Origin of the sequence: Pseudaquabacterium pictum (assembly GCF_005403045.1) — a bacterium.
Taxonomy (GTDB): domain Bacteria; phylum Pseudomonadota; class Gammaproteobacteria; order Burkholderiales; family Burkholderiaceae_C; genus Pseudaquabacterium; species Pseudaquabacterium pictum.
On the sequence record NZ_BJCL01000005.1, the window covers coordinates 249,610 to 266,169 of the forward strand.

At 69.7% G+C, this 16,560-nt stretch carries 15 protein-coding genes; 6 read left to right on the plus strand and 9 right to left on the minus strand.

The genetic code is table 11. The features are described 5' to 3' along the window. Positions 1-7: 7 nt before the first annotated feature. The 3 genes from moeA to FFT10_RS12415 are packed head-to-tail and all read right to left on the minus strand — an operon-like array spanning position 8 to position 3,127. Positions 8-1,294, minus strand: coding sequence for a molybdopterin molybdotransferase MoeA (gene moeA, locus FFT10_RS12405; protein WP_137733133.1), 1,287 nt, complete (start codon positions 1,292-1,294; stop codon positions 8-10). Positions 1,295-1,299: 5 nt separating this feature from the next. Next, complete coding sequence (gene moaA / locus FFT10_RS12410) at positions 1,300-2,424, minus strand: GTP 3',8-cyclase MoaA (RefSeq protein WP_137733134.1); 1,125 nt, start codon at positions 2,422-2,424, stop codon at positions 1,300-1,302. A gap of 55 nt (positions 2,425-2,479) precedes the next feature. After that, positions 2,480-3,127: a C40 family peptidase gene (locus FFT10_RS12415; RefSeq protein ID WP_137733135.1), complete on the minus strand. Its 648-nt coding sequence runs from the start codon at positions 3,125-3,127 to the stop codon at positions 2,480-2,482. On the opposite strand from FFT10_RS12415, the gene FFT10_RS12420 reads away from it, so the two are divergent. From FFT10_RS12420 to FFT10_RS12430, 3 genes are all read left to right on the plus strand, one after another. Further along, on the plus strand, positions 3,121-5,160 hold the full coding sequence (locus FFT10_RS12420; protein WP_265575338.1) for a propionate--CoA ligase: 2,040 nt from the start codon (positions 3,121-3,123) through the stop codon (positions 5,158-5,160). The genes FFT10_RS12415 and FFT10_RS12420 overlap by 7 nt on opposite strands. A 122-nt stretch (positions 5,161-5,282) precedes the next feature. Next, positions 5,283-7,277, plus strand: a complete 1,995-nt coding sequence (locus tag FFT10_RS12425; protein WP_137733137.1) for a M3 family metallopeptidase — start codon at positions 5,283-5,285, stop codon at positions 7,275-7,277. Between the two features lie 117 nt (positions 7,278-7,394). Next, a complete protein-coding gene (locus FFT10_RS12430; protein WP_137733138.1) occupies positions 7,395-8,276 on the plus strand; it encodes a DNA ligase in 882 nt (293 codons plus the stop codon). Here the strand turns inward: FFT10_RS12430 and FFT10_RS12435 are convergent. The 6 genes from FFT10_RS12435 to FFT10_RS12460 form a co-directional block, all read right to left on the minus strand. Beyond that, positions 8,215-8,601 (minus strand): YqjK-like family protein, encoded by a 387-nt coding sequence (locus FFT10_RS12435; RefSeq protein ID WP_137733139.1) that lies wholly within the window; start codon positions 8,599-8,601, stop codon positions 8,215-8,217. The genes FFT10_RS12430 and FFT10_RS12435 overlap by 62 nt on opposite strands. Continuing rightward, positions 8,601-9,011: a phage holin family protein gene (locus FFT10_RS12440; protein ID WP_228027091.1), complete on the minus strand. Its 411-nt coding sequence runs from the start codon at positions 9,009-9,011 to the stop codon at positions 8,601-8,603. Before FFT10_RS12440 ends, FFT10_RS12435 begins: the two co-directional genes overlap by 1 nt. 5 nt (positions 9,012-9,016) lie before the next feature. After that, on the minus strand, positions 9,017-9,328 hold the full coding sequence (locus FFT10_RS12445; RefSeq protein ID WP_137733141.1) for an ElaB/YgaM/YqjD family protein: 312 nt from the start codon (positions 9,326-9,328) through the stop codon (positions 9,017-9,019). Positions 9,329-9,396: 68 nt separating this feature from the next. Next, the gene (locus tag FFT10_RS12450; RefSeq protein WP_137733142.1) at positions 9,397-11,124 is read right to left on the minus strand and encodes a PhoH family protein; all 1,728 of its coding nucleotides are present in this window, start codon (positions 11,122-11,124) and stop codon (positions 9,397-9,399) included. A 204-nt stretch (positions 11,125-11,328) separates the two neighbouring features. Further along, positions 11,329-11,805, minus strand: a complete 477-nt coding sequence (locus FFT10_RS12455; protein ID WP_137733143.1) for a peroxiredoxin — start codon at positions 11,803-11,805, stop codon at positions 11,329-11,331. Between the two features lie 175 nt (positions 11,806-11,980). After that, positions 11,981-12,361, minus strand: a complete 381-nt coding sequence (locus FFT10_RS12460; protein WP_137733144.1) for an Mth938-like domain-containing protein — start codon at positions 12,359-12,361, stop codon at positions 11,981-11,983. 201 nt (positions 12,362-12,562) lie between these two features. Between FFT10_RS12460 and FFT10_RS12465 the strand changes: the two genes are divergently transcribed. The 3 genes from FFT10_RS12465 to thrC are packed head-to-tail and all read left to right on the plus strand — an operon-like array spanning position 12,563 to position 16,556. After that, positions 12,563-13,789, plus strand: coding sequence for a pyridoxal phosphate-dependent aminotransferase (locus FFT10_RS12465; protein ID WP_137733210.1), 1,227 nt, complete (start codon positions 12,563-12,565; stop codon positions 13,787-13,789). Between the two features lie 20 nt (positions 13,790-13,809). After that, positions 13,810-15,126: a homoserine dehydrogenase gene (locus tag FFT10_RS12470; protein ID WP_137733211.1), complete on the plus strand. Its 1,317-nt coding sequence runs from the start codon at positions 13,810-13,812 to the stop codon at positions 15,124-15,126. Beyond that, positions 15,123-16,556, plus strand: coding sequence for a threonine synthase (gene thrC / locus FFT10_RS12475; protein WP_137733145.1), 1,434 nt, complete (start codon positions 15,123-15,125; stop codon positions 16,554-16,556). Before FFT10_RS12470 ends, thrC begins: the two co-directional genes overlap by 4 nt. The last annotated feature ends 4 nt before the right edge of the window (positions 16,557-16,560 follow it).

Genomic DNA, 16,560 nt, shown 5'->3' on the forward strand with positions numbered 1-16,560 from the left:
CAACGGCCTAAATGAGGCCGTTGAAGGGGATCACGTCGACCAGGTCACCGGCGGCCACGCTGCCCTGGCCGTGGTGCAGCACCACCATGCCGTTGGCCTGGCTCATGCTGCGCAGGATGCCCGAGCCCTGGGCGCCGGTGATCTGCACCTGCCAGCGGCCGTCGGCCATCGGCGTCAGGATGCCGCGCTGGTACTCGGTGCGGCCCGGCTTCTTGCGCAGCGCCTCGGTGCTGACGGCGCGCAGCAGCGGCAGCGGCTGCGGCGTGGCGCCGCTCATCGCCAGCAGCGCATCGCGCACGAAGGCGTAGAACGTCACCATCACCGCCACCGGGTTGCCGGGCAGGCCGAACAGCATGGCCGGCCTGGCCTGGCCGGGTGGCTGCAACCGGCCAATCGCCATCGGCCGGCCCGGCCGCATCGCGATCTTCCAGAACAGCACCTCGCCCAGCGCCTTCATCACCTGCTTGGTGTGGTCGGCCTCGCCGACGCTGACGCCGCCCGAGGTGATCACCGCATCGGCGCTGGCCGCCGCCTGGGTGAAGGCCTCGCGCAGCGCATCCGGGTTGTCGGGCACCACACCCATGTCGACCAGATCGACGCCCAGGCGCTGCAGCATGCCCCACAGGGTGTAGCGATTGCTGTCGTAGACGCAGCCTTCGTCCAGCGGCTCGCCGATCGAGCGCAGTTCGTCGCCGGTGGAGAAGAAGGCCACCCGCAACCGGCGGAACACCGGCACCTCGGCCTGGCCCAGCGAGGCCAGCAGCCCCAGGTCGGCCGGCGTGAGGATGCGGCCGGCGGCCAGCGCCACCTCACCGCGGGCCAGGTCTTCGCCGGCCAGGCGGCGGTTGTCGCCGGCCGAAACCGTGCCGGCGGGGATGCAGACGCGGCCGTCGGCGGCCGGGCGGGTGAACTCCTGCGGCACCACCGTGTCCAGGCCGGCGGGCATCACCGCGCCGGTCATGATGCGCACGCCCTCGCCGGGCCCCACGGCGCCGCGGAACTGCTCGCCGGCCAGCGCGGTGCCGGCCACGGCCAGCAGGGTGTCGCCGTCGGCCGCCAGATCGGCGGCGCGCAGCGCATAGCCGTCCATCGCCGCGTTGTCGTGCGACGGCACATGGATGGGCGAGACGATGTCGCGCGCCAGCACCCGGCCCAGCGCGGCGCGGATGGCCAGGCTTTCCACCGCCTGCACCCGCGGCACCAGGCGGGCGATGAAGTCCTGCGCCTGCGCCACCGGCAGGGCATTGGAGTCGTAGCCGGCCACGCAGGCGGCGATGTCGTCGAGCGATTGCATGGTGCTCACCCGCCGATGTAGTGCATCTCGACCCGGCGCTCGCCGCCGGCCGGTGCGGCGGGCTGGGCGGCGCGCAGCTCGGAATAGCGGTCGTCGCGCCCGGCCCACACCGCCGCCAGCGCGCTGGTGATGTCGGCATCGCTGGCGCCGCTGCGCAGCAGGGCGCGCAGGTCATGGCCGCGGGTGGCGAACAGGCAGAGGAACAGCTTGCCCTCGGTGGACAGGCGGGCGCGGTTGCAGTCGTGGCAGAAGGCCTGGGTCACGCTGCTGATCAGGCCGATCTCGCCGCGGCCATCGGCCCAGGCCCAGCGCTCGGCCGTCTCGCCGGGCACGGTGGGGTCCAGCGGGCGCAGCTCGCCCAGGGCCTGCAGGCGCTGCAGCACCGCCGCCGAGGGCAGCACCTCGTCCATGCGCCAGCCGTTGCTGGCGCCCACGTCCATGTACTCGATGAAGCGCAGCACGATGCGGCCGCCGAACTGGTCGCGGAAGTAGCGCGCCATCGGCAGGATTTCCTGGTCGTTGGTGCCGCGCTTGACCACCATGTTGACCTTGATCGGCCCCAGGCCGGCGGCATCGGCCGCGCGGATGCCGTCCAGCACATCGGCCACCGGGAAGTCGACATCGTTCATGCGCCGGAAAGTGGCGTCGTCCAGCCCGTCCAGGCTGACCGTCACCCGCTGCAGGCCGGCTGCGTGCAGGGCGGCGGCCTTGCGTGCCAGCACCGAGCCGTTGGTGGTCAGCGTGATGTCCAGCCGGTCGCCGTCGGGCGTGCGCAGGTCGGCCAGCATCGCGATCAGCGCTTCCAGCCCCTTGCGCAGCAGCGGCTCGCCACCGGTCAGGCGGATCTTCTGCACGCCGTGGGCGACGAAGATCCGCGCCAGGCGGGTGATCTCCTCGAAGCTCAGCAGGCTGGTCTGCGGCAGGAAGACATAGTCCCGGTCGAAGATCTCCTTGGGCATGCAGTAGCTGCAGCGGAAGTTGCAGCGGTCGGTCACGGAGATGCGCAGGTCGCGCAATGGCCTGCCCAGTGCGTCGGCCAGCAGGCCGGTGGCCGGGATGGCCCGTGCGGGAATGGCCGGCACCGGTGCGGCATAGCGCAGGTCGGCCAGCGGGATGACGGTTTCGCCCATGACCGCGGATTGTGCCGTGCAGCAGCGCGCCGGCGCGCCGTGCGGGTTCAGCGCCTCAGCGGGTGGTGGGCAGGGGCTGGGTGGCCACGCTCAGATCGGCGCGGCGCGCGCCGGTGAAGCGGCGGGCCCAGTAGGAATCGCGCATGTCCTCGATGCGCACCGCACCGCCGGCCCGGGGCGAGTGGATGAACTTGTCGTCACCCACGTAGATGCCCACATGCGAGAAGGTGCGCCGCATGGTGTTGAAGAACACCAGGTCGCCGGGCTTGAGCTCGGCGCGGTGGATGCTCAGCAGGCCGGCGCTGGTGGCCTGTTCGTCGGCGCGGCGCGGCAGCACCAGGCCGATGCTGTTCTCGAAGATGTGGCGGGTGAAGCCGCTGCAGTCGAAGCCCGACTGCTCGCTGTTGCCGCCCATGCGGTAGGGCACGCCGAGGAAGTTCATCGCCGTCATGACCAGGTCGGACGCGGTGTCGCGCACCGAGTTGCGCATGGTCTCCACCAACGCGGCCGAGCCCAGCGGGCGCAGCAGGCCACGTTCGCCCAGCAGGTTCATGATCGGGTCGGTCAGCCCGTTGGCGGCCGGTGCCGCCGCCGTGGCGGGCGCGGTCTCCGGCGCCGCCTGCACCCCGACGCCGCCCAGGGCCACGCCGATCGCAGCCAGAATGGCGCGCAGGCGGGCAGGGGCACGTGCAACGGGTGTCATCACCGCGGAGGATACCACCCGATCCGAGGGGGGCGGCCGCGTCGGTTGGCAGTCAGTGTGTCGTCAGTGCCAGGCCTTGCAATCATCGTCAAACCCGGCCGCCTAGCCGGACGGCAATCTGCAGGAGACAACCCATGGCCCACTATCCCGACTTCCACCGCCGCTCCATCGACGACCGCGACGGCTTCTGGCGCGAGCAGGCCGCGCTGATCGACTGGGAAACCCCGTTCAGCCAGGTGTGCGCGTACAGCCGCCCGCCGTTTGCGCACTGGTTCGTCGGCGGCCGCACCAACCTGTGCCACAACGCGGTGGACCGCCATGCCGCCCAGCGGCCGGATGCGCCTGCGCTGATCTGGGTGTCGACCGAGGTTGACCAGGAAGTGGTCTACAGCTTCCGCCAGCTGCAGCGCGAGGTCGAGCGCATGGCCGCCATCCTGCAGGATCTGGGCGTGAAGCAAGGTGACCGGGTGCTGGTCTACATGCCGATGACGGCCGAGGCGGCGTTCACCATGCTGGCCTGCGCCCGCATCGGTGCCGTCCACTCGGTGGTGTTCGGCGGCTTCGCCAGCCACAGCCTGGCCACCCGCATCGACGATGCCGAGCCCACGGTCATCGTCAGCAGCGACGCGGGCAGCCGCGGCGGCAAGGTGGTGCCCTACAAGCCGCTGCTCGACGAGGCGATCACGCTGGCCAAGCACAAGCCCGCTGCGGTGCTGATGGTCGACCGCGGCCTGGCGCCGTTCAGCCGCGTGGCCGGGCGCGATGCCGACTATGCCGAACTGCGCGCCAGGCACATCGACGCCCAGGTGCCCTGCGTCTGGCTGGAGTCCAGCGAACCCAGCTACACCCTCTACACCAGCGGCACCACCGGCAAGCCCAAGGGGGTGCAGCGCGACACCGGCGGCTACTGCGTGGCCCTGGCCGCGTCGATGAAGCACATCTACATGGGCCAGCCGGGCGAGACCTACTTCAGCACCAGCGACATCGGCTGGGTGGTGGGCCACAGCTACATCATCTACGGCCCGCTGATCGCCGGCATGGCCACGATCATGTACGAGGGCCTGCCCACCCGGCCCGATGCCGGCGTGTGGTGGAGCCTGGTGGAGAAGTACAAGGTCAGCGTGATGTTCAGCGCGCCCACCGCCGCCCGGGTGCTGAAGAAGCAGGACCCGGCTTTCCTGACCAGGTACAACCTGTCGAGCCTGAAGGCGTTGTTCCTGGCCGGCGAGCCGCTGGACGAGCCCACCGCCACCTGGATCTCGCAGGCCATCGGCAAGCCGATCATCGACAACTACTGGCAGACCGAGACCGGCTGGCCGATCCTGGCCATCTGCAACGGCGTGGAGCCCGCACCCACCAAGTTCGGCTCGCCCGGCAAGGCGGTGTACGGCTTCGATGTGCGGCTGATCGACGAGACCACCGCCGAGGAGATCACCGAGCCCGGCAAGAAGGGCGTGATCGCGGTGGAAGGCCCGCTGCCCCCGGGCTGCCTGCAGACCATCTGGCGCGACGACGAGCGCTATGTGAAGACCTACTGGCAGAGCATCCACAAGCGCACCATGTACAGCACCTTCGACTGGGGCGTGAAGGATGCCGATGGCTACTTCTACATCCTGGGACGCACCGACGACGTCATCAACGTGGCCGGCCACCGCCTGGGCACGCGCGAGATCGAGGAAAGCATCTCCAGCCACCCCAACGTGGCCGAGGTGGCGGTGGTGGGCGTGGCCGACAACCTCAAGGGCCAGGTGGCGATGGCCTTCGCGGTGCTGAAGGACCCGGCGAGTGCCGCGTCGCCGGCCGACGCGCTGGCACTCGAGGGCGAGATCATGAAGCTGGTCGACAGCCAGCTGGGCGCGGTGGCACGGCCGGCGCGGGTGCGCTTCGTCAGCGGCCTGCCCAAGACCCGCTCGGGCAAGCTGCTGCGGCGGGCCATCCAGGCGGTGTGCGAGCTGCGCGACCCGGGCGACCTGACGACCATCGAGGACCCCAGCGCCCTGCAGCAGATCCGGGAGCTGGTGACACCGGCCTGAGTGGCGGCCACGGCCGTCCTTCGGCAGCTGGCGGCGTTTCGTCGCAGACGGCGCCGGACCGGGCAGGGCGCATGCAGAATCGGCCGCGCCGCGCCCCTGCGGTGTCTCTCCCGTTGCCGCCCATGCACCCACTGCCCCGCCTTGCCGGCCTCGCCGCCCTGCTGATCACCTTGAGCGGCGGCACGCAGGCCGCTGTGCCCGATGCACTGTCGGGCCCCGCCCCCGCGTGGCAGCCGGTGAACAGTCCGCAGGCTGTCAGCACCGCCTGCCAGCAGAACCTGGGCCAGGCCCGCGCGGCGCTCAAGCGGCTGCAGCGCCTGCCCGGCGATGCCCAGTGGTTGCGCGCGCAGGACAGCTTTGCCGCCCGGCTGGAAGACTGGGCCTACCGCCTGGCCTTCCTGGCCCATGTGCACCCCGACAAGGCGGTGCGCAGTGCCGCCGAGGCCTGCGAGCTGCGCTGGAATGGCTTCTTTTCCAGCCTGGCCCAGGATGCCGCGCTGTACCGTGCCGCCCGCCAGGTGCAGCCCGCCGACGAGACCGATCGCCTGCTGCTGAAGAACCTGCTGCAGGACTTCGTCGATGCCGGCGTCAACCTGCCGAAGGCCCAACGCGCCCGCGCCAAGCAACTCAATGACCGCATCGCCGAACTGGGCCAGCAGTTCGACCGCCACATCCGCGACGCGAATGTGCGCGTGCCCTTCACCGTGGCCGAGCTGCAGGGTGTGCCCGAGGCGGTGTGGAAGGACGCGAAGCGCGACGCCCAGGGCCGCGTGCAGCTGGGCGTGGACTACCCCACCTACGGCCCGCTGATGCAGCTGGCGGAATCAGCCACCGCCCGCGAGCGCATGTGGCGCGCCAAGACCGACGAGGGCGGCGCGGCCAACCTCAAGCTGCTGGCCGAGATCACCCGGCTGCGCAAGGACTACGCCCAGTTGCTGGGCGCAGGCAGTTGGGCCGAGTTCGTCACCCGGCGGCGCATGGCCGAATCGCCCGCCAAGGCCGAGGCCTTCCTGGGTGAGGTGAAGGCCGCGGTGCAGGCGCGCGAGCTCAAGGAAATCGAAGAGCTGCGCCAGGCCAAGGCCGACCACCTGGGCCAGCCGCTGGCCCAGGTCAGGCTGGACCGCTGGGACGTGAGCTTCTACACCGAGCGGGTGCGCCAAGCCCGCTACAGCGTCGACCAGGAGGCCTTCCGACAGTACTTCCCGCCGCAGGAGAGCCTGCAGTTCACGCTGCGCCTGGTCGAGAAGCTGATGGGTGTGCGCTACCAGCGCGTGGAGGCCGCCGCCTGGCACCCGGAGGTGCAGACCTATGCGGTGACCGACGCGGCCACCGGCGCACCGCTGGGCTCGCTGTGGGTGGACCTGTACCCGCGCGAGGGCAAGTACAACCATGCCGCGGTGTGGGGTCTGCGCGGCGTGTCCACCGATCTGCAGCGCCAGCCGCAGGCGGCGCTGGTGGTCAACTTCGACCGCAAGGGCCTGACGCTGGACGAGCTGGAGACCCTGCTGCATGAGCTGGGCCATGCGGTGCACAACAACCTCAGCCGCACCCGCCATGTGCAGCAGGCCGGCACCAATGTGCTGCGCGATTTTGTCGAAGCACCGTCGCAGATGCTGGAGGACTGGGTCTACGACAAGCGTGTGCTGGCGCTGATGGCCGAGGTCTGCCCCAGCTGCAAGCCGGTGCCCGATGCGCTGCTGGACAAGGCGGTGGCGGCGCGCCGCTTCGGCCAGGGCGTGGCCGATTCGCGCCAGCACCTGTATGCCAGCTATGACCTGGCGTTGTACGGCCCCAGGCCGCAGGATCCCCTGGCCCTGTGGGCGCAGATGGAGGGCGCCACCCCGCTGGGCCATGTGGCCGGCACCATGTTCCCGGCCGGCTTCTCGCACATCGCCGGTGGCTACAGCGCCGGCTACTACGGCTACCTGTGGAGCAAGGTCGTGGCCAGCGACATGCGCACCGCCTTCGGCGCCGACAAGCTCGACGCCGCCGTGGGCCGCCGCTACCGCGACACCGTGCTGGCCCAGGGCAGCCAGCGGACGCCGCAGCAGCTGGTGAAGGACTTCCTGGGCCGCGACTTCAACGCCAAGGCCTTCTTCGACGACCTGGCGCGCTGACCCGGCCTGGCGGGTGCTTCCCCCTTCCGGGTGGCGCCTGCCCCGCCGCCGGTGGGATGGTTGCGGATAGCGTCTCTGCGCAGACTGGTGGCACTGCACCAACCGCCGGAGACCGCCATGTTCCTCGTCCCCCACACCGGTCCGCTCGCCCGCCGCCAGCTGCTGACGGCCGCCCTGGGCAGCGCCTTCGGGTCCTGGCTGCCGGTCGAGTCGGCGCACGCGGCCATGGCCGGCATCCCGCTGGCGCAGGACGCCCCCGACGGCCTGCAGCCGGCCGGCTACCTGGTCAGCGAGAAGTACGACGGCGTGCGCGCGGTCTGGGATGGCCGGCAGCTGCGCTTCCGCAGCGGCCTGCCGGTGCCGGCGCCGGCCGGCTTCCTGCAGCGCCTGCCGCCGGTGCCGCTGGATGGCGAGTTGTGGCTGGGTCGTGGCCAGTTCGAGGCCACCGCCGGCCTGGTGCGCCGCCTCGAGGCCAGCGACGCCGACTGGCGGGCCCTGCGCTACATGGTCTTCGACATGCCCTGGGCCGAGGGCGGCTTCGCCAGCCGCCATGCGCTGTTGCAGGCCCTGTTGCGCCAGCATGGCCAGCCCGCGCTGGAGGCGGCGCCGCAGGCCACCGTGGCCGACCGCCCGGCCTTGCTGCAGAAACTGGATGCGGTGGTGCAGGCCGGCGGCGAAGGCCTGGTGCTGCGCCGTGCAGATGCGCTGTATGCCGGTGGCCGCAGCGCCGGCATGCTCAAGCTCAAGCCCTTGCAGGATGCCGAGGCGGTGGTGCTGGCCCATCTGCCGGGCCAGGGCCGCCATGCCGGCCGGCTGGGCGCGCTGCGGGTGCGCAGCGACAGCGGCCATGTCTTCCAGATCGGCACCGGCTTCAGCGATGCCGAGCGTGATGCGCCGCCCGCACCGGGCACGCGCATCAGCTTCGCCCACCGCGGGCTCACGGAGGCGGGGGTACCGCGCTTCGCCAGCTTCTTGCGCGTGCGGCCAGCGGGCCTGTGACAGCGCCCAGCAGCTGCACGGCCACCGGGCCCAGCCGGTCGCGCCAGCGGTGCATGCGCTGCCACAGCCGCCAGCCGGCCCAGAGGCGACCGGCCAGCCAGGCCACGCGGCGGGGCCGCCACAGCACCAGCAGGGCCACGCCCACGCCCACCCATTGCGGATGGGCCTTCAGCCATTGCCAGCCCCGGCGCACCTGGTCGACCAGGGCCAGCGGCGTGCGCAGCACCTGGGCATCCACCGCCAGCTGGCCGCGCAGCGCCGCGCTGCGCGTCTGCAGGGCACGGCCACGTTCGGCCAGGGCGTGCTGCTGGGTGTCGAAGAACATCAGGCTGGCGGCGTCGGGTCGAGCCCGGCGCGGTCCTGGGCCAGTTCGGCCCGGCTGTCGGGCAGGGCGCCCGCCGGGTTGGCGAGGCGGCGCCGCGCCTCATTGAACATGTAGGCGCCGGTGCCCAGGCAGCCCAGCGTCAGCAGGGCCAGCACCAGCGGGCGCCAGGTCTCGGGCGTCAGCGCCACCAGCATGGCCACGCCCAGCAGCAGGCCCAGGGCGATGAACAGCAGGGCCACGCCGGCCCAGACCAGCGCGTCGAAGATGCGCAGCTTTTCCTGCTCGAACTCGTTGGCGATGAGGTCCAGGCGCACCTGGACGATCTCCAGCAGCGTGGCCAGCAGACGCTGCAGCGACTGGAACAGGCCGCGGCCAGGCTCGGGCGGCGGCATGCCGTTCGGCCCGGCCACCGGGGTCAACGCCGGCCGATCAGCAGGCCCACGATCAGGCCGATGCCGGCGGCGGCGCCGATCGCCTTCCAGGGGTGCTCATGCACATAGTCGTCGGCCGCATGGCCGGCCGCCTTGGCCTTGGCCACGGCGCTGTCCTGCAGGTCTTCCAGCTTCAGCTTGGCGCGGCTGATGCGCTCTTCGACCTTGGCGCGCCATTCGGTGGCGCTGGCGCCGGTCTGCTCGGCGCCCAGGCGCAGCAGTTCCTCGGCGTCGCTGATCACCACGCGCAGGTCGGCCATCAGCTTGTCCTTCTGGGCAACGGTCATGTCGTTCATGTTCAGGTCCTCGGAGTGGGGAGATGCCGTGTGGGAGCGTCGGCCGGGGCCATCGGTTCCGTTGATGCTCACAGCACCTCGGATGCGAAGTCGGCCAGCCGCGAGCGCTCGCCGCGCGCCAGCATCACATGGCCCGAATGCGGCCAGCCCTTGAAGCGGTCGACCGCGTAGGTGAGGCCCGACGAGCCCTCGGTGAGGTAGGGCGTGTCGATCTGCGCCAGGTTGCCCAGGCAGACGATCTTGGTGCCTGGCCCAGCGCGGGTGATCAGCGTCTTCATCTGCTTGGGCGTCAGGTTCTGTGCCTCGTCGATGATGACGAACTTGTTCAGGAAGGTGCGCCCGCGCATGAAGTTCAGGCTCTTGATCTTGATCTTGCTGCGCACCAGATCCTGGGTGGCGGCGCGGCCCCACTCGCCAGCGCTGCCATCGCCCTTGGCCAGCACTTCCAGGTTGTCGTCCAGGGCGCCCATCCAGGGGCCCATCTTCTCTTCCTCGGTGCCGGGCAGGAAGCCGATGTCCTCACCCACGGGCACGGTCACGCGGGTGACGATGATCTCGGTGTAGCGGCGGTCGTCCAGCACCTGGGAAAGGCCCGCGGCCAGCGTCATGAGCGTCTTGCCGGTGCCTGCCGTGCCGGTGAGGCTGACGAAGTCGCACTCCGGGTCCATCAGCAGGTTCAGGGCGAAGTTCTGCTCGCGGTTGCGGGCGGTGACGCCCCACACCGCATTCTTGGCATGGGTGAAGTCCTTCAGCGTCTTCAGCACCGCGGTCTTGCCGGTGATCTCGGTGACGCGGGCGTACAGCGCCGCGGCGCCGGGCTGTTCCAGATAAACGAACTGGTTGACCATCAGCACCGGCACCATCGGCCCGGCGATGCGGTAGAAGGTGTGGCCACCCTGCTGCCAGCTCTCCATGGTCTTGCCGTGGCGCTCCCAGAAGTCGCCGGGCAGCGCCAGCACGCCGGTGTAGAGCAGGTCGCCGTCTTCCAGCACCTTGTCGTTGAAGTAGTCCTCGGCCGCCAGGCCCAGGGCGCGGGCCTTGACCCGCATGTTGATGTCCTTGGACACCAGCACCACCTCGCGGCCGCCGGGCTTCAGGCTCTCGGTCTCGCGCAGGCTCTTGACGACGCCCAGGATCTGGTTGTCGGCCTTGCCCTGCGGCAGGCCCGCGGGCAGCTGCACGTCCATCAGCAGGGTCTGGAAGTACAGCTTGCCGCCGGCGTCCTTGTGGCCGGTCTTGTTCAGCGGGATGCCGGCGGCGGGATCGAGGCTGCCGTCGGTGGCCAGCGCGTCCATCTCGCGGCTGACCTGGCGGGCGTTGCGCGCCACCTCGCTCATGCCCTTCTTGTGGCCGTCCAGCTCTTCCAGCGTGATCATCGGCAGGAAGACGTCGTGTTCCTCGAAGCGGAACAGGCTCATCGGATCGTGCATCAGCACATTGGTGTCCAGCACGAACAGCTTGGCCGGCCCGCTGCCGCGCGGCGAGCGCACCCGCGGCTTCGCACCGGGCGCCGGCGGCGTGGCCAGCGACAGCTGCTTGGTCGGCATGCCGGGCGATGCCGGTTTCGGTGCGGCCACCGGGGCCGCCACCGCCGCAGTAGCCTTGGCGCCGCCGCGTGCCGGCAGCTTGGGCGCGGCCACCGCCGCGGCACCGTCGAACAGGTCCAGCGACGCCGGCGCAGCCGGTTCGGCGCGGGTCTTGCCGCTCTTGCGTTCGGCGCGCGGTGCGGCCTGCGACTCGAAATCGGCGGGCGACAGGATGGCGGCTTTGGTGGCGGGCGGCTTGGGCAGAGGCATGGGCGGCGGGGAGGTGGGCGTGTCTAGGCGGGGCAGGGGCGGGTCGGGCACATGGACCGCCAACAAAAAAGCCGCACAGGCAACTGTGCGGCTTCGTTGTGGAAGGGAGTGTGCGTCGGGCGACTCACCAGCATGGGGCGATGATACACAGCCACCCCGAGGCGGCCGGTGACGGCCGCGTGACCAGGTGCGTCACCCGGGGCATCAGGCCGCCTTCTTCAGGTCCTTCACGGCCTTCAGCACTTCATCCACATGGCCGGCCACCTTGATGCCGCGCCACTCGGCACGCAGCACGCCGGCCGCGTCGATCAGGAAGGTGCTGCGCTCGATGCCCTTGACCTTCTTGCCGTACATGATCTTGTTCTTGACCACGCCGAACATGTGGCACAGCTTCTCTTCGGTGTCGGCGATCAGCTGGTAGGGCAGCTCGAGGTTCTGGCGGAACTTCTCATGCGAGGCCATGTTGTCGCGCGAGACGCCAAACACCACGGCGCCGGCCTTCAGAAAGTCCTTGTGCTTGTCGCGGAATTGCATGGCCTCGGTGGTGCAACCGGGGGTATGGTCCTTGGGGTAGAAATACAGCACCACGGCTTGACCGTTGAAGGCGGCCGGCGTGAACTTCACACCGCCGGTGGCTTGGGCTTCGAAATCAGGCAGGTTCTTGTTGAGGACAGGCGTCATGAGCGGTTGTGAAGGTCAGACGTTGAGCCCTCTCAGGGCGAATGTCGGGCGAGTGGCTGGGCGCATGCAAGAACCCCAGCAAGGGCATAACCTGCGATTATAAAGTTTCGGCGTTGCTCTGCCCCACGGGGCGGGTCCTCGCATTCCCGTGTTGCGTTTCCCTTCGCACCGCGCATCAGGCAGCCGGCGCCAGCAGCAGGGCGGCCACGGCCGAGCGGCCTTCACTGACCAGCACGTTGTAGGTGCGGCAGGCGGCGGCGGTGTCCATCGTTTCCACGCCGATGCGCCGGTCGATCAGCGCGCGCATCAGCCCGGCCGGAACGAACTTCAGCCGCGGCCCGCTGCCGAAGATCACCAGCTCGGGCTGCATGGCCAGGATGGCGCTGAAGTGCTCGGCCACCAGGTCGTCCGGCGTGGCCGGCGGCCAGGGCTGCACCACGCCCTGCCAGGGCACCAGCAGGCTGTGGCCGAAGCGCTGGTTGCCGACCCACAGCGCGTCGGCATCGTGGCGGGTGATGACATTGGTGCCGGCCAGCACATCGGGTTGGAACTTCACGGCGGCGGTGCTCGATGGTGGGCCGGCGGTGCGGCGACCGGTGCGCCGGAAGCGGCACACCCAAGGGCTAAAATTATAGGTTTTGCGCTGCAGCATGCCCGCCGGAGGCCCATCCCGCCGGGATCCGCCGCCAGCCAAGCCACCCCTGGGGAACCGCCCGTGTCCACTGTGAAACCGCACGCCAGCCCATCGCCTGCAGGCCTGACGCCGATCGTCAAGTCGGCCAAGCTGGCCAACGTCTGCTACGACATCCGCGGCCCGGTGCTGGACAAGGCCCGCCAGATGGAGGACGAGGGCCAGAAGATCATCAAGCTGAACATCGGCAACATCGCCGCGTTCGGCATCGAGCCGCCCGACGAGATCGTGCAGGACATGATCCGCAATCTGCCGCACACGGCCGGCTACACCGACAGCAAGGGCCTGTTCGCGCCGCGCAAGGCGGTGGTGCACTACTGCCAGGAAAAGAAGATCGCCGGCGTGACGGTGGACGATGTCTACCTGGGCAACGGCGCCTCCGAGCTCATCACCATGAGCATGAACGCGCTGCTCAACACCGGCGACGAGATCCTCGTGCCCGCGCCCGACTACCCGCTGTGGACGGCCAGCGTGGCGCTGTCCGGCGGCACGCCGGTGCACTACCTGTGCGACGAGGGCGCCGACTGGACGCCCGATCTCGACGACATCCGCCGCAAGATCACGCCCAACACCCGGGGCATCGTGGTCATCAACCCGAACAACCCGACCGGCACGCTCTACCCCGAGAGCGTGCTGCGCGAGATTGTGGAGATCGCCCGCCAGCACCAGTTGATCGTCTTCGCCGACGAGATCTACGACAAGACGCTGTACGACGGCGTCACCCACACCAGCATCGCCAGCCTGGCCGACGACGTGCTGTTCGTCACCTTCAACGGCCTGAGCAAGAACTACCGCAGCTGCGGCTACCGCGCCGGCTGGATGATCGTCTCGGGCGACAAGCGCCATGCCCGCGACTACATCGAGGGCCTGAACATGCTGTCGTCGATGCGGCTGTGCGCCAACACGCCGGGCCAGCTGGCCATCCAGACGGCGCTGGGCGGCTACCAGAGCATCAAGGACCTGGTGGCACCCACCGGCCGGCTGTGCCGCCAGCGCGACCTGGCCTACAACCTGCTGACCCAGATCCCGGGCGTCAGCGTGGTCAAGCCCAAGGCGGCGCTGTACATGTTCCCGCGCCTGGACCCGAAGATGTACCCGATCGCCGACGACCAGCAGTTCGCCTACGAGCTGCTGGCCGAGCAGAAGGTGCTGATCGTGCAGGGCACCGGCTTCAACTGGATCGCGCCCGACCACTTCCGCCTGGTGTTCCTGCCCAACTCCGACGATCTGGCGGAGGCCATCGGCCGCATCGACCAGTTCCTGTCGCATTACCGCCGCCGGCACTCGCTTTGAACTTGAAGAAAGACATGTCCATGAAGCCCATCCAGGTCGGCCTGCTCGGCATCGGCACCGTCGGCAGCGGCACCTTCCAGGTGCTGGCCCGCAACCAGGCAGAGATCCGCCGCCGCGCCGGCCGCGGCATCGAGATCACCATGGTGGCCGATCTGGACACCGAGCGCGCCCGCGCCATCGTCGGCCCCGAGGTGCAGGTGGTGGCCGATGGCCGCGCCATCGTCGCCAACCCCGACATCGACATCGTCATCGAGCTGATCGGCGGCTACGGCATTGCCAAGACGCTGGTGATGGAAGCCATCGCCGCCGGCAAGCATGTGGTGACGGCCAACAAGGCGCTGCTGGCGGTGCACGGCACCGAGATCTTTGCCGCGGCGCGCGCCAAGGGCGTGATGGTCGGCTTCGAGGCGGCGGTGGCCGGTGGCATCCCGATCATCAAGGCGCTGCGCGAGGGCCTGACGGCCAACCGCATCGAGTGGATCGCCGGCATCATCAACGGCACCACCAACTTCATCCTGAGCGAGATGCGCGACAAGGGTCTGGACTTCGGCGTCGTGCTGAAGGAGGCCCAGCGCCTGGGCTATGCCGAGGCCGACCCGACCTTCGACATCGAAGGCGTGGACGCCGCGCACAAGGCCAGCATCATGAGCGCCATCGCCTTCGGCACGCCGGTTCAGTTCGGCCAGGCGCATGTGGAGGGCATCACCAAGCTGCAGGCGGCCGACATCCGCTACGCCGAGCAGCTTGGCTACCGCATCAAGCTGCTGGGCATCACCAAGCGCCGGGATGATGTTGGCGGCATCGAGCTGCGCGTGCACCCCACGCTGGTGCCGGCCAAGCGGTTGATCGCTAACGTGGAAGGCGCGATGAACGCGGTGGTGGTGCAGGGCGATGCCGTGGGCACCACGCTGTACTACGGCAAGGGCGCGGGCAGCGAGCCCACCGCCAGCGCCGTGGTGGCCGACCTGGTCGACATCACCCGCCTGCACACCGCCGATGCCGACCACCGCGTGCCGCACCTGGCCTTCCAGCCCGATGCCACCGCGGCCACGCCCATCCTGCCGATCAGCGATGTGGTGACGGCGTTCTACCTGCGCCTGCAGGTGGCCGACCAGACCGGCGTGCTCAGCCGCATCACCACCATCCTGGCCGAGCATGACATCTCGATCGACGCGGTGCTGCAGCGTGAAAGCGCCGAAGGCGAGAAGCAGACCGACCTGATCATCCTGACCCACGACACGGTGGAAGGCCGCATGCGCGCCGCGCTGGCCCAGATGCAGGCCCTGCCGACGGTGCTGGCGCCGATCGTCAACATCCGCAAGGAAGAGTTGTCGTGAAGTACATCAGCACCCGCGGCGACCAGACCGAACGCCGCTTCTGCGAGATCCTGTTGGAAGGCCTGGCGCCCGATGGCGGCCTGTACCTGCCCACGCAGTACCCGAAGATCGACGACGCCACGCTGACCCGTTGGCGTGGCCTCTACGGCAATGGCCAGCCCGGTGGCTATGCCGACCTGGCCTTCGAGATCCTGTCGCTCTACATCGACGACATCCCCGCCGATGACCTGCGCACCCTGGTGCGCAAGACCTACACCAAGGCCGTCTACGGCACCGATGCCATCGTGCCGGTGCGCAAGCTGGTCGGCGACCTGCACATCGAAGCCCTGTCCAACGGCCCCACGCTGGCCTTCAAGGACATGGCGATGCAGCTGCTGGGCAACCTGTTCGAGTACGAACTGGCCCGCCGCGGCGAGGCGCTGAACATCCTGGGTGCCACCAGCGGCGACACCGGCAGCGCAGCCGAGTACGCGATGCGCGGCAAGCGCGGCGTGCGTGTCTTCATGCTGAGCCCGCACGGCCGCATGAGCCCGTTCCAGCAGGCGCAGATGTTCAGCCTGCAGGACGCCAACATCCACAACATCACCATCGCAGGCGTGTTCGACGACTGCCAGGACATCGTCAAGGCCGTCAGCAACGACCTGGCCTTCAAGCGCGCGCACAAGATCGGCACCGTCAACTCGATCAACTGGGCGCGGCTGCTGGCCCAGGTGGTGTACTACTTCGCCGGCTACTTCCAGGTGACCACGGCCAACAGCCAGAAGGTCAGCTTTGCGGTGCCCTCGGGCAACTTCGGCAATGTCTGCGCCGGCCATGTGGCGCGCATGATGGGCCTGCCCATCCACCAGCTGGTGGTGGCCACCAACGAGAACGACGTGCTCGACGAGTTCTTCCGCACCGGCCGCTACCGGGTGCGCGCCAGCGCCGAGACGCACGAGACCAGCAGCCCCAGCATGGACATCAGCAAGGCCAGCAACTTCGAGCGCTTCGCGTTCGACCTGCTGGGCCGCGATGGCACCCGGGTGGCGCGGCTGTTCGGCCCGGCGATTGCGCAGGATGGCGGCTTCCAGCTGAATGCCGACGACACCGCCCGCATCGCGACATTCGGTTTCGTCTCCGGCCGCAGCACCCATGCCGACCGCCTGGCCACCATCCGCCAGTGCTGGGCCGAGCACCAGGACATGGTCGACACCCACACTGCCGACGGCCTGAAGGTGGCGCGCGAGCACCTGCAGCCCGGCGTGCCGATGCTGGTGCTGGAAACCGCGCTGCCGGCCAAGTTCGCCGCCACCATCGAAGAGGCGCTGGGCCGTCCGCCGCTGCGCCCGGCCGGGCTGGAGGGCATCGAGGCCCTGCCCAAGCGCTTCACCACGCTGCCGGTGGATGCGACGCGGGTGAAGGCCTACATCGAGCAGCACGTCGCCGGCTGACTGC